Annotated in this window: 26 protein-coding genes; 22 read left to right on the top strand and 4 right to left on the bottom strand. The window is 68.3% G+C overall.

From position 1 onward, the window contains the following. The first annotated feature begins 183 nt into the window (after positions 1-183). The 7 genes from AC1DO7_RS34625 to crcB all read left to right on the top strand — a co-directional run bounded on the left by AC1DO7_RS34625 (position 184) and on the right by crcB (position 6,823). Positions 184-1,416, top strand: coding sequence for a pyridoxal phosphate-dependent aminotransferase (locus AC1DO7_RS34625; RefSeq protein WP_441613344.1), 1,233 nt, complete (start codon positions 184-186; stop codon positions 1,414-1,416). 50 nt (positions 1,417-1,466) lie between these two features. Beyond that, complete coding sequence (locus AC1DO7_RS34620) at positions 1,467-2,777, top strand: homoserine dehydrogenase (RefSeq protein WP_441613345.1); 1,311 nt, start codon at positions 1,467-1,469, stop codon at positions 2,775-2,777. Positions 2,778-2,784: 7 nt separating this feature from the next. Beyond that, positions 2,785-4,230: a threonine synthase gene (gene thrC, locus AC1DO7_RS34615; protein ID WP_477117141.1), complete on the top strand. Its 1,446-nt coding sequence runs from the start codon at positions 2,785-2,787 to the stop codon at positions 4,228-4,230. A gap of 170 nt (positions 4,231-4,400) precedes the next feature. Then, on the top strand, positions 4,401-5,642 hold the full coding sequence (locus tag AC1DO7_RS34610) for a molybdopterin molybdotransferase MoeA (RefSeq protein WP_477117140.1): 1,242 nt from the start codon (positions 4,401-4,403) through the stop codon (positions 5,640-5,642). A 14-nt stretch (positions 5,643-5,656) separates the two neighbouring features. Then, entirely contained in the window at positions 5,657-5,914 is a 258-nt protein-coding gene (moaD, locus tag AC1DO7_RS34605) for a molybdopterin converting factor subunit 1 (RefSeq protein WP_441613348.1), read from the top strand. Position 5,915: 1 nt separating this feature from the next. Then, on the top strand, positions 5,916-6,443 hold the full coding sequence (moaE, locus tag AC1DO7_RS34600; protein ID WP_441613349.1) for a molybdopterin synthase catalytic subunit MoaE: 528 nt from the start codon (positions 5,916-5,918) through the stop codon (positions 6,441-6,443). After that, positions 6,443-6,823, top strand: coding sequence for a fluoride efflux transporter CrcB (crcB, locus tag AC1DO7_RS34595; RefSeq protein WP_477117139.1), 381 nt, complete (start codon positions 6,443-6,445; stop codon positions 6,821-6,823). Before moaE ends, crcB begins: the two co-directional genes overlap by 1 nt. A gap of 19 nt (positions 6,824-6,842) precedes the next feature. On the opposite strand, the gene AC1DO7_RS34590 is transcribed toward crcB, so the two are convergent. Beyond that, positions 6,843-7,739 (bottom strand): alpha/beta fold hydrolase, encoded by an 897-nt coding sequence (locus AC1DO7_RS34590; RefSeq protein WP_441613351.1) that lies wholly within the window; start codon positions 7,737-7,739, stop codon positions 6,843-6,845. 151 nt (positions 7,740-7,890) lie between these two features. On the opposite strand from AC1DO7_RS34590, the gene AC1DO7_RS34585 reads away from it, so the two are divergent. The 11 genes from AC1DO7_RS34585 (at position 7,891) to clpB (ending at position 21,695) form a co-directional block, all read left to right on the top strand. Continuing rightward, positions 7,891-8,496 carry a TetR/AcrR family transcriptional regulator gene (locus AC1DO7_RS34585; RefSeq protein ID WP_441613352.1) on the top strand — a complete coding sequence of 202 codons (606 nt, stop codon included), beginning with the start codon at positions 7,891-7,893 and terminating at the stop codon, positions 8,494-8,496. Then, entirely contained in the window at positions 8,493-9,272 is a 780-nt protein-coding gene (locus AC1DO7_RS34580) for an enoyl-CoA hydratase/isomerase family protein (protein ID WP_441613353.1), read from the top strand. The genes AC1DO7_RS34585 and AC1DO7_RS34580 overlap by 4 nt, the downstream gene beginning before the upstream one ends. 167 nt (positions 9,273-9,439) lie before the next feature. Continuing rightward, positions 9,440-10,624, top strand: coding sequence for a substrate-binding domain-containing protein (locus tag AC1DO7_RS34575; protein WP_477117138.1), 1,185 nt, complete (start codon positions 9,440-9,442; stop codon positions 10,622-10,624). Next, entirely contained in the window at positions 10,624-11,904 is a 1,281-nt protein-coding gene (locus AC1DO7_RS34570; RefSeq protein ID WP_477117137.1) for an ATP-binding cassette domain-containing protein, read from the top strand. Before AC1DO7_RS34575 ends, AC1DO7_RS34570 begins: the two co-directional genes overlap by 1 nt. Positions 11,905-12,059: 155 nt before the next feature. Next, complete coding sequence (locus tag AC1DO7_RS34565; protein WP_477117136.1) at positions 12,060-13,091, top strand: branched-chain amino acid ABC transporter permease; 1,032 nt, start codon at positions 12,060-12,062, stop codon at positions 13,089-13,091. Positions 13,092-13,108: 17 nt separating this feature from the next. Next, positions 13,109-14,185 (top strand): branched-chain amino acid ABC transporter permease, encoded by a 1,077-nt coding sequence (locus AC1DO7_RS34560; RefSeq protein ID WP_477117135.1) that lies wholly within the window; start codon positions 13,109-13,111, stop codon positions 14,183-14,185. A gap of 44 nt (positions 14,186-14,229) precedes the next feature. After that, entirely contained in the window at positions 14,230-15,789 is a 1,560-nt protein-coding gene (locus AC1DO7_RS34555; RefSeq protein WP_441613359.1) for an acyl-CoA synthetase, read from the top strand. Positions 15,790-15,910: 121 nt separating this feature from the next. Then, on the top strand, positions 15,911-18,067 hold the full coding sequence (locus AC1DO7_RS34550; protein ID WP_477117142.1) for a D-(-)-3-hydroxybutyrate oligomer hydrolase: 2,157 nt from the start codon (positions 15,911-15,913) through the stop codon (positions 18,065-18,067). Continuing rightward, positions 18,067-18,420: a MaoC/PaaZ C-terminal domain-containing protein gene (locus AC1DO7_RS34545; RefSeq protein ID WP_477117134.1), complete on the top strand. Its 354-nt coding sequence runs from the start codon at positions 18,067-18,069 to the stop codon at positions 18,418-18,420. Before AC1DO7_RS34550 ends, AC1DO7_RS34545 begins: the two co-directional genes overlap by 1 nt. 58 nt (positions 18,421-18,478) lie before the next feature. Next, positions 18,479-18,895, top strand: coding sequence for a MaoC family dehydratase (locus AC1DO7_RS34540; protein ID WP_477117133.1), 417 nt, complete (start codon positions 18,479-18,481; stop codon positions 18,893-18,895). 208 nt (positions 18,896-19,103) lie between these two features. Next, positions 19,104-21,695 carry an ATP-dependent chaperone ClpB gene (gene clpB / locus AC1DO7_RS34535; RefSeq protein WP_477117132.1) on the top strand — a complete coding sequence of 864 codons (2,592 nt, stop codon included), beginning with the start codon at positions 19,104-19,106 and terminating at the stop codon, positions 21,693-21,695. A 185-nt stretch (positions 21,696-21,880) separates the two neighbouring features. Here the strand turns inward: clpB and AC1DO7_RS34530 are convergent, their stop codons facing one another. From AC1DO7_RS34530 to AC1DO7_RS34520, 3 genes are all read right to left on the bottom strand, one after another. Then, the gene (locus AC1DO7_RS34530) at positions 21,881-22,279 is read right to left on the bottom strand and encodes a hypothetical protein (RefSeq protein WP_441613362.1); all 399 of its coding nucleotides are present in this window, start codon (positions 22,277-22,279) and stop codon (positions 21,881-21,883) included. A 143-nt stretch (positions 22,280-22,422) separates the two neighbouring features. Continuing rightward, positions 22,423-23,073 (bottom strand): hypothetical protein, encoded by a 651-nt coding sequence (locus AC1DO7_RS34525; RefSeq protein WP_441613363.1) that lies wholly within the window; start codon positions 23,071-23,073, stop codon positions 22,423-22,425. A 98-nt stretch (positions 23,074-23,171) separates the two neighbouring features. Beyond that, positions 23,172-24,131: a LysR family transcriptional regulator gene (locus tag AC1DO7_RS34520; protein WP_441613364.1), complete on the bottom strand. Its 960-nt coding sequence runs from the start codon at positions 24,129-24,131 to the stop codon at positions 23,172-23,174. A gap of 104 nt (positions 24,132-24,235) precedes the next feature. Here AC1DO7_RS34520 and AC1DO7_RS34515 point away from each other — a divergent pair, with 104 nt between their 5' ends. The 4 genes from AC1DO7_RS34515 to AC1DO7_RS34500 form a co-directional block, all read left to right on the top strand. Next, positions 24,236-24,565 carry a hypothetical protein gene (locus AC1DO7_RS34515; RefSeq protein ID WP_441613365.1) on the top strand — a complete coding sequence of 110 codons (330 nt, stop codon included), beginning with the start codon at positions 24,236-24,238 and terminating at the stop codon, positions 24,563-24,565. A gap of 73 nt (positions 24,566-24,638) precedes the next feature. Then, entirely contained in the window at positions 24,639-25,409 is a 771-nt protein-coding gene (tam, locus tag AC1DO7_RS34510; RefSeq protein ID WP_441613366.1) for a trans-aconitate 2-methyltransferase, read from the top strand. 147 nt (positions 25,410-25,556) lie between these two features. Then, positions 25,557-25,937 (top strand): DUF427 domain-containing protein, encoded by a 381-nt coding sequence (locus tag AC1DO7_RS34505; RefSeq protein ID WP_441613367.1) that lies wholly within the window; start codon positions 25,557-25,559, stop codon positions 25,935-25,937. A gap of 90 nt (positions 25,938-26,027) precedes the next feature. After that, positions 26,028-26,645, top strand: a 618-nt coding sequence (locus AC1DO7_RS34500) for an LpxL/LpxP family acyltransferase (protein ID WP_477117131.1), incomplete at its 3' end; no start/stop codon positions are given.

The following is a 26,645-nucleotide window of genomic DNA, read 5'->3' as shown; positions in this document are numbered from 1 at the left end:
CTGCAATGCAAGAATCCCTGCCGAAGTCTGTCATAATCCGATAAATTATAGCTTTTGCCTCCCTGCCTGCCACGTTTTGCGTTGCATTGCAGCGGACAGGCGCTCGCGGACCGCTCCTTCCCACCCAGATTCTCTAGCCAGCCGCCGTTCACCCGGCGGCCCTTGCCTCCTGCCGACATCGCCGTGAAACCGATCCAGAAATCCAACAAGCTCAACAATGTTTGCTACGACATCCGCGGCCCGGTGCTGGAGAAGGCCAAGCAGATGGAAGAGGAAGGACACAAGATCATCAAGCTGAACATCGGCAACCTGGCCGTGTTCGGTTTCGACGCGCCGGAAGAGATCCAGCAGGACATGATGCGCAACCTGCCCAATTCGGCGGGCTATTCGGATTCCAAGGGCATCTTCGCCGCGCGCAAGGCGATCATGCACTACACGCAGCAGAAGAACATCGAAGGCGTGGGGCTGGACGACATCTACGTGGGCAACGGCGCCTCGGAGCTGATCGTGATGTCGATGAACGCGCTGCTCAACAGCGGCGACGAAGTGCTGGTGCCGGCGCCGGATTATCCGCTGTGGACCGCCGCGGTGAGCCTCTCGGGCGGTACCCCGGTCCACTACGTATGCGACGAGGCCAACGAGTGGATGCCCGACCTCGACGACATCCGCGCCAAGATCACGCCCAATACCAAGGCCATTGTCGTCATCAACCCGAACAACCCCACCGGGGCGCTGTATTCGGACGAACTGCTCAAGAGCATCGTGACGATCGCGCGCGAGCACGGCCTGATCATCTTCGCCGACGAGATCTACGACAAGGTACTCTACGACGGGCACACCCACACGTCGATCGCCGCCTTGTCGACCGACGTGCTGACGGTGACCTTCAACGGCCTGTCCAAGAACTACCGCTCCTGCGGCTACCGTGCCGGCTGGATGATCGTGTCGGGCGACAAGCGTCCGGCGCTGGACTATATCGAGGGGCTCAACATGCTGTCCTCGATGCGCCTGTGCGCCAACGTGCCCGGCCAGTGGGCCATCCAGACCGCGCTGGGCGGCTACCAGAGCATCAACGACCTGGTGGCCGAAGGCGGCCGCCTGCGCCGCCAGCGCGACCTGGCGCACGAGCTGATCACGCAGATCCCGGGTGTCACCTGCGTCAAGCCCAAGGCCGCGCTATACCTGTTCCCGAAGCTCGACCTGTCGATGTATCCGATCCAGGACGACCAGGAGTTCATCTACGAACTGCTGCAGGAATCCAAGGTGCTGCTGGTACAGGGCACGGGCTTCAACTGGGACAAGCCGGACCACTTCCGGATCGTTTTCCTGCCGCACGAGGAAGACCTGCGCGAGGCCATCGGCCGCGTAGGCCGCTTCCTGGAGGCATACCGCAAGCGCCACGGCCTCGCGGCCTGAGCCGGCGCGCGGCGCAATTCATTTTTCCGCAACTCTGAGTCAGATCGTCCATGAATCCCATCAAAGTAGGCCTGCTTGGCATCGGTACCGTCGGTAGCGGCACGTTCAACGTGTTGCAGCGCAACCAGGAAGAAATCCGCCGCCGCGCAGGACGCGGCATCGAGATCGCCATGGTCGCCGACCTCAACACCGAACGCGCCCGCGAGCTGACCGGTGGGCAGGTCGAGGTGGTGGCCGACGCGCACCAGGTCGTCACCCGTCCCGAGATCGACATCGTCATCGAACTGATCGGCGGCTACGGCATCGCGCGCGAGCTGGTGCTCAAGGCCATCGAGAACGGCAAGCACGTGGTCACCGCCAACAAGGCGCTGCTGGCCGTGCACGGCAACGAGATCTTCGAGGCCGCGCGCAAGAAGGGCGTGATCGTGGCCTTCGAAGCCGCGGTGGCCGGCGGCATCCCCATCATCAAGGCGCTGCGCGAAGGCCTGACCGCCAACCGCATCGAGTGGATCGCCGGCATCATCAACGGCACCACCAACTTCATCCTGTCGGAGATGCGCGACAAGGGCCTGGACTTCGACACCGTGCTCAAGCAAGCCCAGGCGCTGGGCTATGCCGAGGCCGATCCCACCTTCGACATCGAAGGCATCGACGCCGCCCACAAGATCACGCTGATGAGCTCGATCGCCTTCGGCATGCCGGTGCAGTTCGACAAGGCCTATGTGGAAGGCATCACCAAGCTGTCGGCCGTGGATATCCGCTATGCCGAAGAGCTGGGCTACCGCATCAAGCTGCTGGGCCTGACGCGCCGCCGCGAAAACGGCATCGAGCTGCGCGTGCACCCGACCCTGGTGCCGACCAAGCGCCTGATCGCCAATGTGGAAGGCGCCATGAACGCCGTGCTGGTGCAGGGCGACGCCGTCGGCGCCACGCTGTACTACGGCAAGGGCGCCGGCGCCGAGCCGACCGCTTCGGCCGTGATCGCCGACCTGGTCGACGTGACCCGCCTGCACACCGCCGACCCCGAGCACCGCGTGCCGCACCTGGCGTTCCAGCCGGACGAACTCTCCAGCGTGCCGGTGCTGCCGATCGAGGAAGTCACCAGCTCGTACTACCTGCGCATGCGCGTGGCGGACGAGACCGGCGTGCTGGCCGACATCACCCGCATCCTGGCCGACGCCGGCATCTCCATCGATGCCATGCTGCAGAAGGAATCGCGCGAGGGCGAGCCGCAGACCGACATCATCATGCTGTCGCACCTCACGCGCGAGAAGCAGGTCAATGCYGCCATCGCCAAGATCGAGGCACTCCCCACCGTGCTGTCCGCGGTCACGCGCCTGCGCATGGAAGAACTGAACTGAGCGAGCGATGAAATACCAGTCGACGCGCGGCCACGAGATGCCGCAAACCTTCTCCGAGATCCTGCTGGGCGGCCTGGCGCCGGACGGCGGCCTGTACCTGCCGCAGGAATACCCGCAGGTCACCACCGACGAGCTCGAAGCCTGGCGCAAGCTGTCGTACGCCGATCTCGCCTTCGAAGTCCTGTCGAAGTTCTGCGACGACATCCCGGCCGAGGACCTGCGCGCACTCACGCGCAAGACCTACACCGCCGAGGTGTACTGCAATGCCCGCCCCGGCGACAACACCGCGGACATCACCCCGCTGCGCACGCTGGGTGAGGAGGGCGGTACTCCCCTGCAGCTGCTGGGCCTGTCCAACGGCCCCACGCTGGCCTTCAAGGACATGGCCATGCAGCTGCTCGGCAACCTGTTCGAGTACGCGCTTGCGCGTGCCGGGCAGGAGCTGAACATCCTCGGCGCCACCTCCGGCGATACCGGCAGCGCCGCCGAGTACGCGATGCGCGGCAAGCAAGGCATCCGGGTGTTCATGCTCAGCCCGCACCGCAAGATGAGCGCGTTCCAGACCGCGCAGATGTTCAGCCTGCAGGACCCGAACATCTTCAACCTGGCGGTCGAAGGCGTGTTCGACGATTGCCAGGACATCGTCAAGGCCGTGTCGAACGACCTGGACTACAAGGCCCGCCAGAAGATCGGCACGGTCAACTCGATCAACTGGGCGCGCGTGGTGGCCCAGGTGGTGTACTACTTCAAGGGCTGGCTGCTGGCCACCGACGGCCCGGGCCAGAAGGTCTCCTTCTGCGTGCCATCGGGCAATTTCGGCAATGTCTGCGCCGGCCATATCGCGCGCATGATGGGCCTGCCGATCGACAAGCTGGTGGTGGCCACCAACGAGAACGACGTGYTCGACGAGTTCTTCCGCACCGGCACCTACCGCGTGCGCAAGTCGGCCGAGACGTATCACACCTCCAGCCCGAGCATGGACATCTCSAAGGCSTCSAACTTCGAGCGCTTCGTGTTCGAYCTGCTSGGCCRSGATGCCGGCAAGCTGGCSGMGWTGTTCCGCGATGTGGACACCAGGGGCGGCTTCGACCTGGCCGGCACGCCGGAATTCGACCGCATCCGCGCCTTCGGCTTCGTCTCGGGCCGCAGCACCCACGAGGACCGCGTCGCCACCATCCGCGACCTGTCCGGACGCTACGGCATCACCATCGATACGCACACCGCCGACGGCGTCAAGGTCGCGCGCGAGCACCTCACCCCCGGCGTGCCGATGGTCGTGCTGGAAACCGCGCTGCCGGCCAAGTTCGCCGACACCATCCGCGAGGCGCTCGGCCACGAGCCGGAGCGGCCGGCCAGCTTCGACGGCATCGAAAAGCTGCCCCAGCGTTTCGAGGTCATGCCGGCCGACGCCGGCAAGATCAAGGCCTTCATCGCCGGCCATACCGGCTTGTAAAGACCATGCCGCCGCCGGCCCGTTGGCCGGGGCGGCGGCAACTCGCTACAATCGGATCTGCCGAGCTGAACCGCACGGCCCGCGCATCGCCCCGCATGTACCGGGGGCGGTACGCGGGCCGTTTCCCATGGGCGACCGTGGGGTTGCCGTCCCACCTAACCGCTTTCGTCATGACCCAAGCCGCCGCGCAAGCCCGTCCCCCCATGCTGACCATGGCCCAGGCCCTCGAAGCCCTGCTGGCCGGCGCCACGCCGCTCGCGCAAGCCGAGCGTATCGCCACGCTGGACGCCAATGGCCGCGTGCTGGCCACGCCCGTGGCGAGCTCGCTGGACGTGCCCCCGGCGGACAACACCTCGATGGACGGCTACGCCGTGCGCAGCGCCGACGTGGCGGCGCCCGGGGCGCGCCTGCGCGTGGCGCAGCGCATTCCCGCGGGCCATGTCGGCACGGCGCTGGCTGCCGGAACCGCCGCGCGCATCTTCACCGGCGGCCTGATCCCGCCGGGTGCCGACGCCGTGGTCATGCAGGAGCAATGCGTGGCGGAGGGCGACGAGGTGATCGTCAACCATGCGCCGCAACCCGGCGAATGGATACGCCGCGCCGGCGAGGATATCCGCTCGGGCAGCGTGATCCTGCCGGCCGGCACGCGGCTGACGCCGCAGGCGCTGGGCCTGGCGGCCTCGGTGGGGCAGGCCGAACTCGACGTGGTGCGGCGCGTCAAGGTCGCCGTCTTCTTCACCGGCGACGAGCTCGCCATGYCCGGCGAGCCGCTCAAGCCGGGCGCCATCTATAACTCCAACCGTTTCACGCTGCGCGGCCTGCTGGAAAAACTCGGCTGCGAGGTCAGCGATTTCGGCATCGTGCCCGACACCCTGGCCGCCACGCGCGACACGCTGCGGCGCGCCGCAGCCGGGCATGACCTGATCATCACGTCGGGCGGCGTCTCGGTGGGCGAGGAAGACCATATCAAGCCGGCGGTGGAAGCCGAAGGGCGCCTCAACCTGTGGCAGATCGCCATCAAGCCGGGCAAGCCGCTGGCCTTTGGCGAGGTCGCGCGCGACGGGCAGGCCCCGGTCTACTTCCTGGGCCTGCCGGGCAACCCGGTGTCCAGCTTCGTGACCTTCCTGCTGTTCGTGCGTCCCTTCATCCTGCGCTTGCAGGGCGTGCAGGACGTGATGCCGCGCCGCCTGCTGCTGCGCGCGGATTTCGACCTGCCCAAGGGCGACCGCCGCAACGAATTCCTGCGCGTGCGCATCAACCAGGCCGGCGGGCTGGAGATGTTCGCCAACCAGAGTTCGGGCGTGCTGACCTCCACCGTGTGGGGCGACGGCCTGGTCGACAACCCGCCGGGCCAGTCGATCGCGCGCGGCGACACCGTGCAGTACATCGCCTTCGATGGACTGGTGGGTTGAGGAGAGCGGCTGCCATGAAGATCGAACTGCGCTTCTTTGCCAGCGTGCGCGAGCAACTGGGCCTGGGGCAGGAACGTGTCGAAGTACCAGCCACGGTGGCCACCGTGGGCGAGTTGCGCCAATGGCTCGGCCAGCGCGGCGGCGCCTGGGCCGAGGTGCTGGCGGAAGGCCGTGCGCTGCGCATGGCGGTTGACCACGACGTGGCGAGTCCTGGCAGCGTGCTGGCCGAAGGCTGCGAAGTGGCCTTCTTTCCGCCGGTCACGGGAGGCTGAGATGAGCGTCAAGGTACAGCGCGAGGATTTCGACCTGGGCGCCGAGGTGGCGGCATTGCGCCAGGACCAGCCGGGCGTGGGCGCGGTGGCCAGCTTCATCGGCACGGTGCGCGATGTCAGCGACGGCGCTGCGGTCAGCGCGATGGAGCTGGAGCACTATCCGGGCATGACCGAGAAGGCGCTGGCCCGCATCGAGGCGGTGGCCCGGGAGCGCTGGGCGCTGCTCGGCGTCACCATCGTGCACCGGGTCGGGCCCTTACTGCCGCTGGACCAGATCGTGCTGGTGGCGGTGGCCTCGGCGCACCGCGGCAACGCCTTCGCCGCCTGCGAATTCATCATGGACTACCTCAAGTCCGAGGCGCCGTTCTGGAAGAAGGAGCAGACCCCGGAGGGCGCGCGCTGGGTCGACGCGCGGGTCACCGACGAGGCTGCATTGCAGCGCTGGGGCATTCGCTCGCTCAATGCCAGCGGGGAGGCGGCCACCGGCGCGCCCGACGCGCAGCGGCAAGATCAGGAAGCCGGGAACTGATGGGCCCGCTCGGATTTGTCGCGGTSGGYGTSGGCGCCGCSGYGGGCGCGTGGCTGCGCTGGCTGTTCTCGGTCATGTGGAATGCGGTCAACCCCGCGCTGCCCTACGGCACGCTGGCCGCCAACCTGGTGGGCGGCTACCTGATCGGCCTTGCCGTGGGATTTTTCGATTCGCATGCCGGACTGCCGGCCGAATGGCGGCTGCTGGCAGTGACCGGTTTTCTCGGCGGACTGACCACCTTCTCCACCTTCTCCAGCGAGGTCGTGGCCAACCTGATGGCCGGCGACTATGGCTGGGCCGTGGTACATCTGCTGCTGCACCTCGGCGGCTCGCTGGCGCTGACCGTGCTTGGCCTGTGGACCTACCGCCTGCTGGCCTGAGCGTCCTGCCGGCGCATCGTCACGGGCGCCAGCCTGCGGCCGCGCCGGACAGCATCGCCAGCAGGGCCGTGTTGAATGCTTCCGGCCGCTCCATATGCGGCGCATGGCCCGTCCCCGGCACGATGGCCAGCCGCGCGGCCGGTTGCAGGGCCTGCGTGGCCTGGCCGACGGCCGGCGCATAGAGGCGGCTGCGCTCTCCATACAGGTGGAACAGCGGCACGCCGGTCTGCGCCAGGGTCTGCCGGTAGTCCCTGCGGGCCATGTCCTCCCACAATGAGGCCAGCGCTTGCGGTGCGCATTGCCCCATGACGGCCTCCAGCCAGGTGGCCCGCGCCAGATCGGGCTGGCTGCCCGCTGCCCACAGTCCATCTCGCACCAAAGCGGCCGTCGCGGGCCAGTCCTGCCGCACGCGCGCGGCCATCTGCGCGGCCAGGGTCGTGTCGTAGCGCCCGTGCAGGCCGTGCTGCCAGTCCGGGCCCGTTACCAGGCACGGCGTCATATCGATGGCGCCGACCGCCGCCAGCGGCAGCGCGGCATGGCTGCGCAGCAACTCCCACGCCGCCATCGCACCCATCGACCATCCCGCCACCGTCACCTCGCGCAGGCCCAGGTGGCGGACCAGCGCCGCCACGTCCGCCGCCAGCCGCGCCACCGTGGCCCGGGCTGCTTGCGGCAGCGCAGCAGACAGGCCATGTCCGGCGTGGTCCGGCGCGATCACCCGCAGGCCCGCCTGCGCCAGCGCGCGCTGGCCGTCGAAGGCTTCGCCCGACAGCGACCAGCCGTGCAGCAGCAGCAGCGCCGGGCCGTTGCCCGCCTCCCGCCAGCCCGGCAGGCCGCCGCGGGCCGGATGGACGTCGAAGTCGGGCGGGGCCGATGCGGCAGGATGGGCGAGCAACGCCGTGCGCGAATCATCCAAGGGCGAGTTCCCGGTCGTTGAGCTGGCTTGTCTCGAACCCGCGGCCGTGGCAGGCTCTGGCTTCGGGAAAGCGATGTATTGACATTCGGATTGCCACGTTTATATCATGAAACATGAATCAGCTATCATGTTTCATGATCCCGGAGCTCTGATGTCCCTGACCGAATCCGGCGCAAGCCAGCCCAAGACCGCGCGCGGCCAGAAGACCCGCGAGGCGCTGCTGCGCGCCGCCGAGAAGGTGTTCGGGGAGAAGGGCTACTACGTGGCGTCGATCTCCGAGATCACGCAGGAGGCCGAGGTGGCGATGGGCACCTTCTACCTCTACTTCAAGGACAAGGAAGACATCTTCCGGGCGCTAGTGCAGCACATGCTGGAACTGGTGCGCGCCCACCTGCGCAAGCACGTCGGGCCGGCGCAGACGCAGATCGAAGCCGAGCGGCTCGGCCTCAAGGCCTTTCTCTCCTTCGTCTCGCGCCACAAGAACCTGTACCGCATCGTGCTGGATTCCTATTCGGTGGACGAAACCATCTACAGCAGCTATTTCCAGGTTTTCGCCGACGTCTACAGCCGGCGCCTGGGCAAGGCCGAAGAGCAGGGCCAGATCTCGCCGGGCGATGCCGAGGTGCGCGCCTGGTGCCTGATCGGCATCAGCAACTTCCTCGGCATGCGCTACGCGCTGTGGAAACGTCCGGCGTCGATGGACAAGGTGGTCGATACCGCCTTCGACATGATTTCCCACGGCCTGGAGGCGCGATGAGCGCGCTGGTGCTGGTCGAGCGCGTCGGCGGCACGGCCGTGGTGCGGCTCAACCGCGCCGTCCGCCACAACAGCCTGGTGCCGGAGTTGCTGGAGCAATTGCTGGCCGCGCTTGAGCGCGTGGAGGCCGATGCCGATGTCCGCGCGGTGGTGCTGGGGCATGCCGGCCGCTCGTTTTCCACGGGCGGCGACGTGGCCGCCTTCGCCGCCCATGCGGCGCAGCGCACGGCGCTCGAGGCCTACGCCCAGCGCCTGCTGGGTTTGCTCAATACGTGCATCCTGCGCCTGGCGGCGTTGCGCTGCCCGGTCATCGCGGCAGTGGAGGGCTGGCTCACCGGCGGCGCGCTGGGCCTGGCGCTGGCCTGCGACATGACGGTGCTCGGCGAGGGCGCGCGCATCGCGCCGTACTACACCGTGGTGGGCTTCAGTCCCGACGGCGGCTGGACGGCGATGCTGCCGCAGATGATCGGCCACGCCCGGGCGCGTGCGATCCAGCTCGAGAACACCACGCTGACCGCCAGCCAGGCCGCGGCGCTCGGCATCGCGACGCACCTGGCGCCTGGTGGCCAGGCCGAGGCCTGCGCGCTGTCGCTGGCGGCCGCACTGAAGGACAAGGTCGCCGGCAGCGTGGCGCACACGCGCGCGCTGCTGCGCTGGGACCCGGAGGCGCTGGCGCACGGCCTGGAGCGCGAGCGCGCGGCCTTCGTGGCGCAGATCGCCAGCGCCGAGGCCGCGGCCGGCATGCGCCGCTTCCTCGGTGCCACGACCCCGTGCTGAGCGGCACGCGCGCAGGAATGCAGCAAGCAGCAAGCAACAAGCTGAAAGCACCGCAAGGCAAGAAGCAGAAGAACAAGCTGTAACGTCAGGCAATACCGTCGCCGATCGTCGGTCGGCAGCCCGATCCGCACCAGCAACAAGAAGAAACATCCAAAGAGGAGACAGGAATGCAACGCAAGCACCAAGCCGCCGGCGCGCTCGCCCTGGCCGGCCTGCTGGCCGCCGTCGGCGTCCAGGCCAAGGACATCCGCATCGCCCACGTCTACGACAAGACCGGCGCGCTCGAAGCTTATGCCAAGCAGACCCAGACCGGGCTGATGATGGGCCTGGAGTACGCCACCAACGGCACCATGGCGGTCAATGGCAACAAGCTGGTGGTGCTGGAGAAGGACACCCAGGGCAAGCCCGACGTGGCCAAGGCGCAGCTGGCCGCCGCCTATAGCGACGACCGCGCCGACATCGCCGTCGGCCCGACCTCCTCGGGCACGGCGCTGGCGATGCTGCCGGTGGCCGAGGAGTACAAGAAGATCCTGCTGGTCGAGCCCGCCGTGGCGGATTCGATCACCGGCGAGAAGTGGAACCGCTATATCTTCCGCACCGGCCGCAAYWSCTCGCAGGAYGCCATCTCSAACGCGGTGGCGCTGGACAAGCCCGGCGTGCAGATCGCCACGCTGGCACAGGACTACGCCTTCGGCCGCGACGGCGTGAAGGCCTTCAAGGGCGCGCTCAAGAACGCCAAGATCGTCCACGAGGAATACCTGCCCACCAACACCACGGACTTCACCGCCGGCGCGCAGCGCCTGTTCGACTCGCTCAAGGACAAGCCGGGCCGCAAGGTCATCTTCATCATCTGGGCCGGTGCCGGCAACCCGTTCAAGATCGCCGACCTCGATCCCAAGCGCTACGGCATCGAGATCGCCACCGGCGGCAACATCCTGCCGGCCATGACCAGCTACAAGAACTTCCCGGGCATGGAAGGCGCGACCTACTACTACTTCGGCATTCCCAAGAACAAGGCCAACGAGTGGCTGGTCTCCAACCACTACAGCAAGTTCAAGACCCCGCCCGACTTCTTCACCGCAGGCGGCATGGCGGCCGGCATCGCGCTGGTCGAGGCGCTCAAGAAGACCAACGGCGACACCGGTACGGAAAAGCTGATCGGTGCGATGGAGGGAATGTCGTTCGAGACGCCCAAGGGGAAGATGACCTTCCGCAAGGAGGACCACCAGGCCCTGCAGTCCATGTATCACTTCAAGATCAAGGTCGATCCGGCGTTCGCGTGGGGCGTGCCCGAGCTGGTCCGCGAGATCAAGCCCGAGGAGATGAGCGTGCCGGTCCGCAACAAGCGGTGATGACGGTGGGCGCCATTTCCGCCGGCACTTCGGCAGCGCTGCAGCGCGCGGCGGCAGGGCCGCCCGCGCTGGAGACGCGCGACCTCACCATCCGCTTTGGCGGCCATGTGGCCGTGAATGCGGTGTCATGCGCATTCCGCCCCGGCGAGCTGACCTGCATCGTCGGTCCCAATGGCGCGGGCAAGACCACGTACTTCAACCTGATCTCCGGGCAACTGCCGCCCAGCGCCGGCCAGATCCTGCTGGGTGGCGAGGACGTGACCCGCCTGCCGGTGCCGCACAAGGCACGGCGCGGCATCGGCCGCGCCTTCCAGCTGACCAGCCTGTTCCCGAACCTGTCGGTGTTCGAGAACGTGCGGCTGGCGGTACAGGCGCGCCAGCGCGTGGGGCTGGACCTGTGGTCGGTGTGGAGCGGCAACCGCGCCGTGCGTGCAGAGGCCGAGTCCTGCCTGGAGCGCGTGGCCATGGCCGACAAGCGCCATGTGCCGGTGGCCTCGCTGCCGCACGGCGACCAGCGCAAGCTCGAAGTGGGCATCCTGCTGGCATTGCAGCCGCGCATCTTCATGTTCGACGAACCCACCGCCGGCATGAGCGTGGACGAGGTGCCGGTGATCCTCGACCTGATCCAGGAGATCCGGCGCGACAGGAGCAAGACCGTGCTGCTGGTGGAACACAAGATGGACGTGGTGCGTTCGCTGGCCGACCGCATCAACCTGTGGCAGGCCGGCGAGGGGCGCATCGATTTCGACGGCGCCGACATCACGCGCCGGGGCACCCCGCGCGTGGCGCAGGCCGGCATTGCCTACGTGCCGGAAAACATGAGCGTGTTCGCCGAACTGACCGTGGCGGAAAACATGCGCCTGGCCGCGCGCAGCGGCGCCATCGACACGCAACGCCTGGAATGGGTGTTCCGCATGTTTCCGGCGCTGAAGATCTTCTGGCACCAGCGCGCCGGCGTGCTCTCCGGCGGCCAGAAGCAGATGCTGTCGGTGGCGCGCGCGATCATCGAGCCGCGCAAGCTGCTGATCGTCGACGAGCCCACCAAGGGCCTGGCGCCGGCCATCATCCAGAACATGATCACGGTGTTCCGCGAGCTCAAGCAGACCGACGTCTCGATCCTGCTGGTGGAGCAGAACTTCCACATGGCCAAGTCGGTGGGCGATACGGTGGCGGTGATGGACGACGGCCGCGTGGTGCACACCGGCAGCATGGCGGCGCTGGCGGATGACGATGCGCTGCAGCAACGCCTGCTGGGCTTGTCGCTGGCGGCGCATCAGTAGGCTTTTCCTGTCCGCGCTCCCGCCTGCGGGAGCGGGGCAGGGGAGAGCAACCGTGTCAAGCGGGGCACTTCAAGCGGGGCGCGGACAATAGCAGCGTGAGAGGCGGCGGCCCATTGCCGGCTTCATGCCAGAACGTAGAGATCGGGACCGAGACAATGGCGAGTACAAGCACCTTACCCACCACGCCGGCCGCGCCGGCGGACCTGCCCAAGGTCCGCCTCGACTGGACCCCGCTGGCGCTGGCGCCGCTGCTGATGCTGCTGGCCTATCCCCTGGTGGGCAGCGGCTCGACCTGGCTGACGCTGACCATCGCCGGCCTGGCCATGGGCATGATCGTGTTCGTGGTGTCGTCCGGCCTGACGCTGGTGTTCGGCCTGATGGACGTGCTCAACTTCGGCCACGGCGCCTTCATCGCGCTCGGCGCCTATGTGGCGGCATCGGTGTTGCTGCCGCTGGGCGGCTGGGTCGAGGCCGACAGCCTGGCGCTCAATCTTGCGGTGTTCGGCCTGGCCATCGTGGCGGCGATGGTCGCGGCGGGCATTGTCGGCTTCCTGTTCGAGCGCGTGGTAGTGCGTCCGGTGTACGGGCAGCATCTCAAGCAGATCCTGATCACCATGGGCGGCATGATCGTGGCCGAGCAGCTGATCAAGGCCATCTGGGGCGCGGAGACCATCGCGCTGCAGGTGCCCACCACCTTCCGCGGCGCGGTGCTGCTGGGCGACGCCGCCATCGAGAAATATCGCCTGATCGCAGTGGTGCTCGGCCTGGCGGTCTTCATCGCCATGCTGCTGGTGCTCAACCGCACGCGCATCGGCCTGCTGATCCGCGCGGGCGTGGAGAACCGCGAGATGGTGGAGTCGCYCGGCTACCGCATCCGCCTGCTGTTCATCGGCGTGTTCGTGGTCGGTGCCGGCCTGGCCGGCATGGGCGGCGTGCTGTGGGGGCTGTACCAGCAGAACATCACGGCGTCGATCGGCGCGCAGGTCAACGTGCTGATCTTCATCGTCATCATCATCGGCGGGCTCGGCTCGACCACCGGCTGTTTCGTCGGCGCATTGCTGGTGGGGCTGATGGCCAACTACACTGGTTTTCTGTTCCCCAAGCTGGCGCTGTTCTCCAACATCCTGCTGATGGTGATGATCCTGCTGTGGCGTCCGCAGGGACTGTATCCGGTAGCCAGGCGCTGAGCCCCGAGGAAAATGCGATGACCCGACTCCTTTCCGGCGACCTGCCGCGCAGCCGCGTGCTGACCGTCATCCTGGTGGCGATGCTGCTAGCGCTGGCCTGCGCGCCGTTCCTGTTCCCCGGCGCGCGCGCGCTCAACATGGCGGCCAAGATCTGTGTCTTCGTGGTGCTGGTGGCCAGCTACGACCTGCTGCTCGGCTATACCGGCATCGTCTCCTTCGCCCACACCATGTTCTTCGGCATCGGCGGCTACGGCGTGGCGATCGCCATGTCGCGGCTCGAGCCGGGCTGGGGCGCGCTGGCGCTCGGCACCGTGGGCGCGCTGCTGGTGTCGATGGCGCTGGCTTTCCTGATCGGGCTGTTCTCGCTGCGGGTGAGGGCGATCTTCTTCGCCATGATCACGCTGGCCGTGGCCACCGCCTTTGCCACGCTGGTATCGCAGCTGTCCGAGTGGACCGGCGGCGAGGACGGCATCACCTTCAAGGTGCCCGAGATCTTCACGCYGGGCTTCACGCTGGGAGACGCCGAGTGGTTCGGCGTGCCGCTCAACGGCAAGCTGTTCTCCTACTACTTCGTGTTCGCCGGCGCGCTGGCCTTGTTCCTGTTGCTGCTGCGCGTGGTGAACTCGCCGTTCGGGCGCGTGCTGCAGGCCATCCGCGAAAACGACTTCCGGGCCGAGGCGATCGGCTACCGCACCGTGGTCTACCGCACCGTATCCACCGTGCTGTCGGCCGCCTTCGCCACGCTGGCCGGCGTGCTGATGGCGCTCTGGCTGCGCTACAACGGTCCGGACACCTCGCTGTCGTTCGAGATCATGGTGGATATCCTGCTGATCGTGGTGATCGGTGGCATGGGCACGCTGTACGGCGCTATCATCGGCACCACGCTGTTCCTGGTGGCGCAGACCTACCTGCAGGACGTGATGAAGCTGGCCAGCGACGGCACCGCGGCGATCCCGCTGCTGTCCGGCCTGTTGCACCCGGATCGCTGGCTGCTGTGGCTGGGGCTGCTGTTCATCCTCAGCGTGTATTACTTCCCGCAGGGCATCGTCGGCCGCCTGCGCGGCGACCGGGCCGAACACGAGGTAGCCTCCTAGACTGGTACTGCGCGCAAGATAAAAGACAACGGGAGACCCTGCACATGTACGTCGTCGACTGGCTGCACAAGAACGCCCGGCACACCCCGGACAAGATCGCGCTGGTCGACGTGCAGAGCGGCCGCACGGTGACGTACCGCCGGTTCGACGAGCGCGCCAGCCGCTTTGCCGAGTATCTCGGCGAGCATCTGCGGCTGGCGCCCGGCGCCCGCGTGGCGGTGCTGGCGCACAACAGCTCGGATTACCTCGAAATGCTGTATGGCTGCGCCAAGGCGGGCATGGTGATGGTCTGCCTGAACTGGCGCCTGCCCGAGGCCGAGCTGCTGCCCATCCTGGAGGATTGTTCGCCCGAGGTGCTGGTCGCCGGCGACGGCTTTCTCGCCACCGCCATCGCCCTGAGCCGCGCCATGCCGCTGCGCGCCGTGCTGCATATGGCCGACGACGAAAGCGCGGACGTGCCCGGCGGTTGGACCGAGTACGAGACGGTGCTGGCGCGCGCGTCCGGCCGCGTCATCGAGATGCCCTGCCGCGACGAACACGAAATCTGGCACCTGCTCTACACCTCCGGCACCACCGGCCGGCCCAAGGGCGTGATCCAGACCTACGGCATGGTTTTCTTCAATGCCGTGAACGCCATGCTGGCCAACAAGATCACGCGCGACGACGTGTTCCTGAACGTGCTGCCGTTCTTCCACACCGGCGGGCTCAACCTCTACGCCAACCCGGTGCTGCATGCCGGCGGCACCGTGCACATCATGCGGCAGTTCGATGCCGCGGTGACCCTGCGCAAGCTCGATGCGGCCGCCGGCACGCACGCGGGGGCGGGCATCACGATGTTCTTCGCGGTGCCCGCGGTCTACCTCTTCCTGAGCCAGCACGCGGGCTTCGCCGCGGCGGATTTCTCGCGCGTGCGCAATATGTCCGCCGGCGGCTCGCCGGTGCCGCGCCCGCTGCTGGAGGCCTACCTCGCCAAGGGCGTGACGATCTGCTTCGGCTTCGGCATGACCGAGACCGGGCCCACCGTATTCGTCTGCGACGAGGCCACCGCGCGCCGCAAGATCGGCACCATCGGCAAGCCGGTAGGCTCGATGCTCACGCGCGTGGTGGACCCGCTCGGCTACGACGTGGCGCCCGGCGAACGCGGCGAGCTGCTGATCAAGGGCCCCGGCGTCACACCCGGCTACTGGAACCTGCCGCAGGCCACGGCTGCCGCCATCCGCGACGGCTGGCTGTACTCGGGCGACATCGCCTATATGGATGAAGAGGGCGACTACTACATCATCGACCGCGCCAAGGACATGTTTATCTCCGGCGGGGAGAACGTCTATCCTGCCGAAGTGGAGAACGCGCTGTTCCAGCTCGCCGCGGTGGCCGAGGCCGCTGTCATCGGCGTGCCGGACGCGCGCTGGGGCGAGGTCGGCATGGCGCTGGTAGTGGCCCGGCCCGGCCAGGCGCTCGATGCCGAGGCGCTGCTCGCGCATTGCCGCGCCACGCTGGCCGGATACAAGGTGCCGCGGCACGTGCGCTTGATCGAGGCGCTGCCGCGCACCCCGTCCGGCAAGGTGGAGAAGCACAAGCTGCGCGCGCGCTTCGCGCCGTCCTGAGCGGCCAGGGGCTCGCGCGGCAAGGGGTTGCAGTATTGGGAAAGCAGTTGGCGTAATGCGTTATCCGATCAAGCAAGCATGCAAAAAGGGGCACGATATGTGGCGCGAGTTTGCAGTGAGTATCGGTGGTACCGTTCGGCCAGTCTGGAGCGCAACGCGGGCGCGGCTCGCGCTGGCCGGCGCGGCCGGCCTTCTGCTGGCCGCGTGCGGTGGCGGCAACAATAACAACAGCGGCAACGGCAATCCCAATATCAAGCCGGTCAATATCGGCACGGTGACCATCAAGAGCTACGACGGCAACACCGACGACCTGCTGACCGCCGGCCTCGGCAAGGACGGCCTGGCATCGGCCACCGCGCCGTTGCCGCTGAACCCGGCGGCGCCCACTGCGGTCGAACTGCGCCGCTATGCCATCTACACCAACTACCGCGCGCTGGTGGATACCACCACGGGCGGCGGCTTCGGCTCGCTGTACGGCCCCAACGTGGACGCCCAGGGCAACGTCACCGCCAGCCAGGGCAAGGTGGCGGGGCGCGAGTACCTGGCGTTCTCGGACGACGGCAGCGGCAAGCAGAACGTCACGATGCTGGTGCAGATCCCCGACAGCTTCAACGTCGCCAAGCCCTGCCTGATCACCGCCACCTCGTCCGGCTCGCGCGGCGTCTATGGCGCCATCTCCACCGGCGAATGGGCGCTCAAGCGCGGTTGCGCGGTGGCCTACACCGACAAAGGCACCGGTGCTGCACCGCACGACCTGGATACCGATACCGTGCCGCTGATCGACGGCACGCGCGCACCGCGCAGCACCGCCGGCGCCAATGCGCAGTTCGCCGCGCCGTTCCCGACCACCACCCTGGCCGCGTTCAACGCGCTCGCGCCGCACCGCCTGGCGTTCAAGCATGCGCATTCGCAGCGCAATCCCGAAAAGGACTGGGGCGCCTTCACGTTGCAGGCCGCGCAGTTTGCCCTGTGGGCGCTCAACGACCGCTTCGGCACGGTGGCCTCCGACGGCACGCGCGAGCGCTCGTTCGCCCCTGAGACGGTGGTGGTGATCGCGTCGAGCGTCTCCAACGGCGGCGGCGCAGCCATTGCGGCGGCCGAGCAGGACACCCAGGGCCTGATCGACGGCGTGGCCGTGGGCGAGCCCAACCTCAACCTGCCCGCCGTCACTGGCGTGACCGTCACGCGCGGCGGCGCGCCGGTCCTTGCGTCGGGCCGCACGCTCTACGACTACACCACCACGGCCAACCTGCTGCAGCTGTGCACGTCGCAGGCGGTGGCACTGGTGAACGCGCCGKCCGTGAGCCTGTACGGCCTGCCTGCCGTGGCGCTGGCCCAGCCGGCGCTCAACCGCTGCCAGTTGCTGGTCAGCGCAGGCATCATCACCGGCCCCGACACCGCCACCCAGGCCGCCAACGCGCTGCAGGCGCTGCACGACGCGGGCTGGGAGGCCGAGTCGGACGTGCTCCATCCCTCGCTGGCCCTGTTCGAAGTGGCCAATGCGGTTTCGGTGACCTTCGCCAATGCGCTTGCGCGGGCCAGCGTGACGGACCGCCTGTGCGGCTTGAGCTTCGCCGCCACCGGCACGGCGGTGCTGACGCCGGCGGTCATCGCGCCCGAGGTGCTCAATATCCTGTACGCGACCGGCAACGGCGTGCCACCCGCGGCCGGCGTGCAACTGATCAACGACAACAACCCGGGCGGCCCGCTGCGCGACATCTATTCCAAGTCGCCCGGCAACGGCGTGGCCGACGCCAACCTCGACGGCGCGCGCTGCCTGCGCGGGCTGCTCAGCGGCGCCGATGCCCAGTCCCAGGCGCTGCAGGCGGGCCTGGCGCAGACGCTGCGCTCGGGCAACCTGCACGGCAAGCCGGCCATCATCGTGCATGGCCGCAGTGACGCCTTGCTGCCGRTCAACCACACCTCGCGGCCCTACCTTGGCTACAACAACCTGCAGGAGGGCGGCGCCAGCAAGCTGTCCTATATCGAGGTGACCAACGGCCAGCACTTCGATAGCTTCATCGGCGCGGTGGCCGGCTATGACAACCGCTTCATCCCGCTGCACGTCTACCTGAACCGTGCGCTGGATGCGGTGTACGCCAACCTCACCGCCGGCACTGCGCTGCCGCCGTCGCAGGTCGTGCGCACCGTCGCGCGTGGCGGCACCCTCTCTCCCGCGCCCACCATCCTGCCCACCAATCTGCCGCCGTTCGCCGCCGTCCCGGCCAATGCCGACCGGATCACGGTCACCGGCGGCACCGTAGAGGTACCCAACTGATGAAGGCATCCAGCCCGCGCATCCTGACGCAGGAGGACTTCGATCGCTTCGCCCGGCTCTCGCGCGACGACAATCCCATCCACTGCGACCCGGCGTTCGCCAGCACCACGCATTTCGGCGCCACGGTGGCGCACGGCATGCTGCTGTTCTCGTTGCTGTGCGCCCAGATGCGGCGCAGCAACCCGCGTCCCGTGCTGCCGATCGGGCAGACGCTGATGTTCCCGCGGCCCACCTTCGTCGGCGACGGCGTGGCGGCCGTGCTGGTGCTCGACGACACGCCGGGGCGCGACGGGCGACGCCGTCCTGCTGGTCGACGCCACGGCCGCCGCGCKGGCCGAGGCCCAGCGCCATGATGGGGACGATGCCGTACAGTCCGCCGTCGCCGGCGACGGCACGCTCTACCATCTCAGCATGGGCCAGGAGGCGTCGGCGATACGTACCTTCAGTGCCGCGGATATCGACGAGTACGTATCCCTGACCGACGACGGCAATCGCTTCTACACCGATCCGGTGTTTGCCCGCAGCCGGGGCTTCGGCGGCGCCATCGTGCCGCTGCCATTGCTGGCCGGGATGTTCTCCGACCTGCTTGGCACCCGCCTGCCGGGCCGGGGCACCGGCTGGATGAAGCAGTCGCTGCGGCTGCGCTCGCCGGCGCGGCTGGGCGAGCAGCTGACCGCCTCGGTGCGCATCGTGCGCCTGCGCGGCGACAAGGATCTGGTCAACCTGGCCACTGTGATCTCGGGCGACGACGGTCGCGTGGTGCTGGCCGGCGAAGCGCTGGTGCTGGTGCGCAACCTGGAGGACAAGCGGGCGCCGGTCGCAGCCTGAGGAGGCCCTCCGGGCACGCGCGACGGAGTATCTCCCGCGCCACACCCCGGTGCCCCAAAAACGGGCCGCCGGCCCTTGAAAAGTCGGCGCTGAGCCTTATCTTTCGGAAAGACATCCAGTGTCCGGACCCCAGGGGGATCGGCAGGCCGGGGCGCATCCGCCCCGCCTCCCGCATCAGGACACGCATCCGAGAAAGAGGGCATCCTAAATGCGACTAGACAAACTGACTACCCGATTCCAGGAAGCGCTGGCAGATGCGCAAAGCCTGGCCATCGGCAACGACAACCAATACATCGATCCGCTGCACGTCTTGCGCGCCCTGCTGGCGCAGAATGACGGTGCCGCGCGCGGCCTGCTGGCGCGCGCCGGGGTCAACGTGAATGGCCTGACCACCGCGCTCGACGCCGCCATCAAGCGCCTGCCGCAGATCCAGGGCAACAGCGAAGTCCRGGTTGGGCGCGAACTCAACGCGCTGTTCAATGCGACCGAGAAGGAAGCCATCAAGCGCGGCGACCAGTTCATCGCCAGCGAACTGTTCCTGCTCGCCGTGGCCGACGACAAGGGCGAGGCCGGCCGCGTCGCGCGCGAGAACGGCCTGTCGCGCAAGTCGCTGGAATCCGCCATCGAGACCGTGCGCGGCGGCGATGCCGTCAACAGCGCCGATGCGGAAACCCAGCGCGAAGCGCTCAAGAAGTACACCGTGGACCTCACCGAGCGTGCCCGCATCGGCAAGCTCGACCCGGTCATCGGCCGCGACGACGAGATCCGCCGCGCCATCCAGATCCTGCAGCGCCGCACCAAGAACAATCCCGTGCTGATCGGCGAGCCGGGCGTGGGCAAGACCGCCATCGTGGAAGGCCTGGCCCAGCGCATCGTCAACGGCGAAGTGCCCGAGAGCCTGAAGAACAAGCGCGTGCTGGTGCTCGACATGGCCGGCCTGCTGGCCGGCGCCAAGTACCGCGGCGAGTTCGAGGAACGCCTCAAGGCCGTGCTGTCGGACATCGCCAAGGACGAAGGCCAGACCATCGTCTTCATCGATGAGATCCATACCATGGTGGGCGCGGGCAAGGCCGAGGGCGCCATCGACGCCGGCAATATGCTCAAGCCCGCGCTGGCGCGCGGCGAGCTGCACTGCATCGGCGCCACCACGCTGGACGAGTATCGCAAGTACATCGAAAAGGACGCCGCGCTGGAGCGCCGCTTCCAGAAGGTGCTGGTCGACGAGCCGAGCGTGGAGGCCACCATCGCCATCCTGCGCGGGCTGCAGGAGAAGTACGAACTGCACCACGGCGTGGAGATCACCGACCCGGCCATCGTCGCCGCGGCGGAGCTGTCGCACCGCTACATCACCGACCRCTTCCTGCCGGACAAGGCCATCGACCTGATSGACGAGGCCGGCGCGCGCATCAAGATGGAGATCGACTCCAAGCCCGAGGTGATGGACAAGCTCGAGCGCCGCACCATCCAGCTCAAGATCGAGCGCGAGGCCGTCAAGCGGGAGACCGACGAGGCCTCGAAGAAGCGGCTCGAGCTGATCGAGCAGGAAATCACGCGCCTGGAGAAGGAGTACGCCGATCTCGAGGAAATCTGGAAGGCCGAGAAGGGTGCCGCCCAGGGCGCGGCCGCGCTCAAGGAAGAGATCGACAAGATCCGCCTGGAGATCACGCGCCTGCAGCGCGAAGGCAAGCTCGACAAGGTGGCCGAGCTGCAGTACGGCAAGCTGCCCGAGCTCGAAGGCAAGCTCAAGGCCGCCACGGTGGCCGAAGCCAGCGAGCAGAAGCAGCCCAACAAGCTGCTGCGCACGCAGGTCGGCGCCGAGGAAATCGCCGAGGTGGTCAGCCGCGCGACCGGCATCCCGGTCTCGCGCATGATGCAGGGCGAGCGCGAGAAGCTGATCAAGATGGAGGACTACCTGCACCGCCGCGTGGTGGGGCAGGACGAGGCCGTGCGCCTGGTGTCCGACGCCATCCGCCGCTCGCGTGCCGGCCTGGCCGACGAGAACAAGCCCTATGGCTCGTTCCTGTTCCTCGGCCCCACCGGCGTGGGCAAGACCGAGCTGTGCAAGGCGCTGGCGGAGTTCCTGTTCGATTCGCAGGACCACCTGATCCGCATCGACATGAGCGAATTCATGGAGAAGCACAGCGTGAGCCGGCTGATCGGCGCGCCGCCGGGATACGTGGGCTACGARGAGGGCGGCTACCTGACCGAGGCGGTGCGMCGCAAGCCGTACAGCGTGGTGCTGCTCGACGAAGTCGAGAAGGCCCACCCGGACGTCTTCAACGTGCTGCTGCAGGTGCTGGACGACGGCCGCCTGACCGACGGGCAGGGCCGCACGGTGGACTTCAAGAACACCGTGATCGTGATGACCTCGAACCTCGGTTCGCAGATCATCCAGGCGATGTCCGGCGAGCCGCACGAGGCGGTCAAGGGCGCGGTATGGCAGGAAGTGAAGACCCATTTCCGCCCCGAGTTCCTCAACCGGATCGACGAGGTGGTGGTGTTCCACTCGCTCGACCAGCAGCATATCGAGTCGATCGCACGCATCCAGCTCGAACGGCTGCGGGCACGGCTGGCACGCATGGACATGGCGCTCGAAGTCAGCGAGGCGGCGGTCGCCAAGATCGCCAGCGCAGGCTACGACCCGGTGTTCGGCGCGCGTCCGCTCAAGCGCGCGATCCAGCAGCAGATCGAGAATCCGGTGGCGCGCGCCATCCTGGAAGGCCGGTTTGCCGCCAAGGACGTGGTGCCGGTGGACTACCGCGATGGTGAGTTCACCCTCGGCGCCGCCAAGGTGGAGTGAGGTCCGGGATGCCGGCAAGGGTGCCGGCCGCCTGGCGGCCGCATCCCTTGAGGCAAGGTGTTGCCCAAACAGAAAAACCGCCCTGCATGGGGCGGTTTTTCTTTGTAATAAGAACTAACGATTTGCTGCCTGGGCCAGGTGCCGATGTCGTGACAGCGCAACAGCGCAACAGCAGCGCGGCCCGCTCAGCGATGGTACCCGTGCTGATGGTGATACGCGTACCAGTCGCGGCGCGCCCACCAGCGGCCACCGTCCCAGTACCTGTCGCCGTGCCAGCCGATCACGATCGCGGGCCCCGGCGCGACCACCACGGGTGCCGGTCCATAGACCACCGGCGGCGCCGGGTAGGCCACGGCCGGAGGCGGACCATAGCCGGGCGGCGGCCCGTAGCCCGGAGGCGGCCCGTAGACCGGGGCCGGGGGCGGCGCATAGACCGGCGCCGGGACATAGACCGGTGCCGGCGCCACGACCACCGGCGCGGGCACGCCGATGTTCAGGTCGACATCGACACGTGCCAGCGCAGGCTGGGAGACCGCCCAGGCCAGCGCTCCGATACCCAGCGCGTAGCAGAAACCTTGCTTCATTTTTTGTCCTCGTCATGCAATAGCCGTGACCTGACTTTAGTCCTGCCGCGAGCCCAGGGGGGGATACAACTGTAACGGTATTTCACGAGGCCGCCCGCCGGCGCGTGCCTCTGCCCGCCGCGACATTCGGCCGCCGCGACCATTCACGCCGAGCGCTCGTTGCGCAGCCGGTACAAGGGCACCAGTTCCCTGGCGCAAGCGTTGGCCGCGCGCTTGCCCTCCGCATCCAGCGTCCGGGAAACGGCATTCTTCACGCGGCGCAGCCCGCCGTTTTCCAGGAAGGCTTTCAGGGCGGCGTTCTCCATATACCGATTGAATTCGAGCGCGTCCGCACCCGTGATGCCCGCGTCGCGCAGTGCCAGGCCCGCCAGTGCGGCCTGCCTGGTCTTCTGCCCGACCGGCGAGTTGAGCAGGCGTGCCAGGCTGGTCGCCAGGTCGGCATCGCCGATCTCCGCATCGAGCGCGGGCCTGACGGCGGTCTCGATGATCTGCGCGGAAAGCTTGGTGCGCGTGCATTCCACGTAGCGCTCCTTCGGTATCGGGCCGATCTTCGCGGGGAGCTTTGCAAAGGCCAGTTTCAGCCCGGAAGCCAGCAGCGCATCGATGTCGAGCGCGCGCACGAGCGCGGTCATGGCTTCTTCGTAGGTGGGCGGGAACAGTTGCTGCGGCGGCAGCGGGCGCTGCTCGATGACCAGGGCCGGCTGTTCCGCTTCAGGCCTGCGCGGCCCGCTCGCCGGCGTGTCAGCCGGGCGCAGTGGCGATTGTGCCGGCAGGTGCGGGCGGATCCGCGGCACGAGCGGCGCTGGCAACCAGGGCGGCCGCGGCGGCCGCGCCGATGACGCAGATGAGAATGACCCGGTGGTTCATGATCGCGTCGGCCCGCGCTGGAGTTTCAGCCGATTATGCCGGGTTTGGGCGCCGCGCGGGGGAGCGGCCTGGGGTCGTCGCCGCATTGCGCGCCGGCGATGTCGCGCACCAGTGCGCGGAATCGCGCGGCCGCGGCGCAGAGGCCGTCGTCACGCATGGCCAGGTGCAGGGGCGCGCTCAGCGGCGGGTGATCCGCCAGCGCGCGATAGACAATGTCCTCGCCGCCCAGCCGCCGCATCGACGCCGGCACCACCGACACGCCGAGGCCCGCCGCGACCAGGCTCAGCGTGGCCGGCAGGCGCGGCGCTTCCTGCGCTACCAGCGGGCTGAAGCCGGCTTCGCGGCATGCGCCCAGGATGGCGTCGTACAAGCCGGGTCCGGCCGGACGGCGATAGAGGATGAAAGGCTCGTGCGCGAGGGCCGCAAGCGGGAGCGGCGTGGCATCCGCCGCGAGCGGATGCGCCGCGGGCAGTGCGGCCAGCATCGGCTCCTCCAGCACCGCGTCGAGCAGCAGGCCGGCGGTACTGCCGACCGGCGAGCGCACGAAAGCCGCGTCGAGCCGCTCATGCAGGAGCGCGTCGACCAGTTCGCTGGTGCCGGCTTCTTCCAGCGTCACGGCCACGCCTGGCACGGCCTCCCGGAAGCGGCGCAGCGCGGCGGGCACGAAGGGATGCAGGGCGGCCGAGCTGGTGAAGCCGACCGCCAGCCGGCCCTGTTCGCCGGCCGCCGCGCGGCGCACCGCGTCCGCCACGCCCGCGGCGCGTGCCAGCACCGCGCGCGCTTCCTCCAGCAGCGCCAGCCCGGCCTCGGTGGGCCGCACGCCGCGCGGCAGGCGGCGCATCAGCACCACGCCCAGTTCCTCCTCCAGCCCGCGCAGCAGGCGTGTCAGCGGCGGCTGCTGCATGCCCAGGCGCTCGGCGGCCCGGGTGACATGCCCTTCCTCGGCAAGGACGACGAAGGCCCGCAGCCGGCGCAGTTCGATCATTGCAATACTCTCAAGGTATGGGGTTTGTACTAAAGATGCATTGGAAATCATAGCAGTTCGCGCCTATGCTGTCGGCGTGTCAGGCGAGACGGCGGAGCGCAGCGATGGAACAAGACAGCAACCCGGGCGAAAGCGTCGTCGCGCCAGCCTGGTCCGGCAATCTGCTGGAATTCCTCGCGTGGGTGGAGGCCGGCCCCCGCACCTTCGAGGACACCATGGACGCCTGGCGCACATCCTGTCCGCGGCTGAGCGCGTGGGAAGACGCCACCGCGGCCGGCCTGGTGGGGCTCGACCTGCGCCCGGGCCTGCCGCGCGCGCAGGCCATCGTGCACCTGACCGCCAGGGGCAGGGCGGCCTTGCGCGAGCCGCGCCTGCCGGCCTCGGCGTGCGGGCCGGCCGCGAACCCGCCGGACCGCCCGGACCGCCCGGACTGAACAACCGAACACCAAAACGCCAGAGCCGGACACCAGAACCGGACACTGGCCCCGATCCTGCAAAGGAGCAGCAATGACCTGGTCAGCCAAGCAATACGTGAAATTCGAGAATGAACGCACCCGCCCGGTACGCGACCTGCTGGCCGCCGTGCCGGGGCGCGAGCCGCGCCGCGCGGTGGACATCGGCTGCGGCCCCGGCAATTCGACCGAGGTCCTGGCAGCCTGCTTCCCGGGCGCCAGCGTGGCCGGCCTCGACAGCTCGCCCGACATGATCGAGGCCGCGCGCAAGCGCCTGCCGGACCTGGAGTTCGAAGTCGCCGGCATCGAGTCCTGGGATAACCCGGGCCCGTACGACCTGATCCTCGCCAACGCCGTGCTGCAGTGGCTGCCCGAGCACGACCGCCTGCTGCCCGCGCTGGCCGCCAAGCTCGCGCCCGGCGGCAGCCTGGCGATCCAGGTGCCCGATACCCTAGACACCCCCGCCCACCGGCTGATGCGCGAGGTCGCCGCGGACGGCCCGTGGGCTGGCAAGCTCGCCGCCGCCGCGCAGGCACGCACGACGCTGGCTCGTCCGGCCTGGTACTACGCCTTGCTGCGCGCACACTGCAGCACGGTCGACGTGTGGCAGACCACTTACCACCACGCGCTGGAAGGCGGCCCGGCGGCCATTGTGGAATGGTTCAAGGGCACCGGGCTGCGCCCGTTCATCGACCCGCTCGACGAGGCCGAGCGCGGCGCCTATCTCGAGCGCTACACGGCCGAGGTGGCGCGCGCCTATCCGGCGCTGGCCGACGGCTCCGTGCTGCTGCCGTTCCCGCGCTTCTTCATCGTGGCGACGCGCTGAGGCAAGGCGCCCGGCTCGCCGCAAAAGTGGCGAATATGTTTCCTGGCGTGGTCCGGGAGGCTGGCCGGGCGCCCTCGGCCTGCGCCGTTTCCGGCATCGAAGTAACATTGCGGGCATTGCGCCAGCCACACACCGGAGACCGCCAGGATGAACACCAAGCCAATCAAGATTCCCGGCCCCGATCACCCGATCACGATCGAGCCAAATCCCCGGCGCGTCGTCGTCAAGGCCGGCGGCGTGGTGGTGGCCGATACGCTCGCGGCGCTGACGCTGCGCGAGGCCGCCTACGCCGCGGTGCAGTACGTGTCGCGCACGGATGTCGACCTGTCCCGCCTGCAGCGCAGCGACCATGCCACGTACTGCCCGTACAAGGGCGAATGCAGCTACTACAGCATTCCCGCGGCCGGCCAGCGCGGCATCAATGCTGTGTGGACTTACGAGCACCCCTACGCGGCCATGGCGCAGATCGCGGGCTACATGGCGTTCGATCCGGCGCGGGTCGACAGCATCGAAATCGTGGCGCCCTGAGCGGCGCGGCACGTTTTCCCGAACCGAACCAACGCAGCAAAGCATGAATGCGCGTGGCGCCAGGCCACGCACCGATGAACTGATACAAAGATGGATGACCATTTTCGGCATGGGGCAGGTGCGCTGCCCGTCTTGTTCCGGCTGATTGCCGCATTGCCGCTGCCGCTGCTGCAAGGCACCGGCCGCGTGCTGGGGCGGCTTGCCTACGCCGTCCCGGGCCAGTACCGCGAGCGCCTGCGCGCCAACGCCGCGATCGCGGGCTACCCGGATGCCGCATTTGCGCGCCGCGCCGCCGGCGAATCGGGCGCCATGATCATGGAGTTGCCGCGGGTCTGGTTTCGCACCCGGCAAAGCGTGGCGCAGGTGGTCACGGACGACTGGCACGTGGTGCAGGGCGCCATCGATGACGGCCGTGGCATTTTCTTCCTGACACCGCACCTGGGCTGCTTCGAGATTACCGCGCGCTATACCGCGCAGCGGCTGCCCCTCACCGTCATGTTCCGCCCGCCGCGCAAGGACATCCTCGCGCCGCTGCTCGACGCGGCGCGCGGCATGTCGGGCCTGCAGGTGGTGCCGGCGACCTCGCAGGGCGTGCGCGCCTTCGTGCGGGCGCTGCGCCAGGGCAATGCGGTCGGGCTGCTGCCGGACCAGGCGCCGAGCTTCGGCGACGGGGTGTGGGTGCCGTTCTTCGGCCGCATGGCCTATACC

The organism is Cupriavidus sp. 05N40 (genome assembly GCF_056397305.1).
The sequence above is the reverse complement of the archived record's forward strand: the minus strand, read 5'-3'. Positions and strand labels throughout refer to the sequence as shown.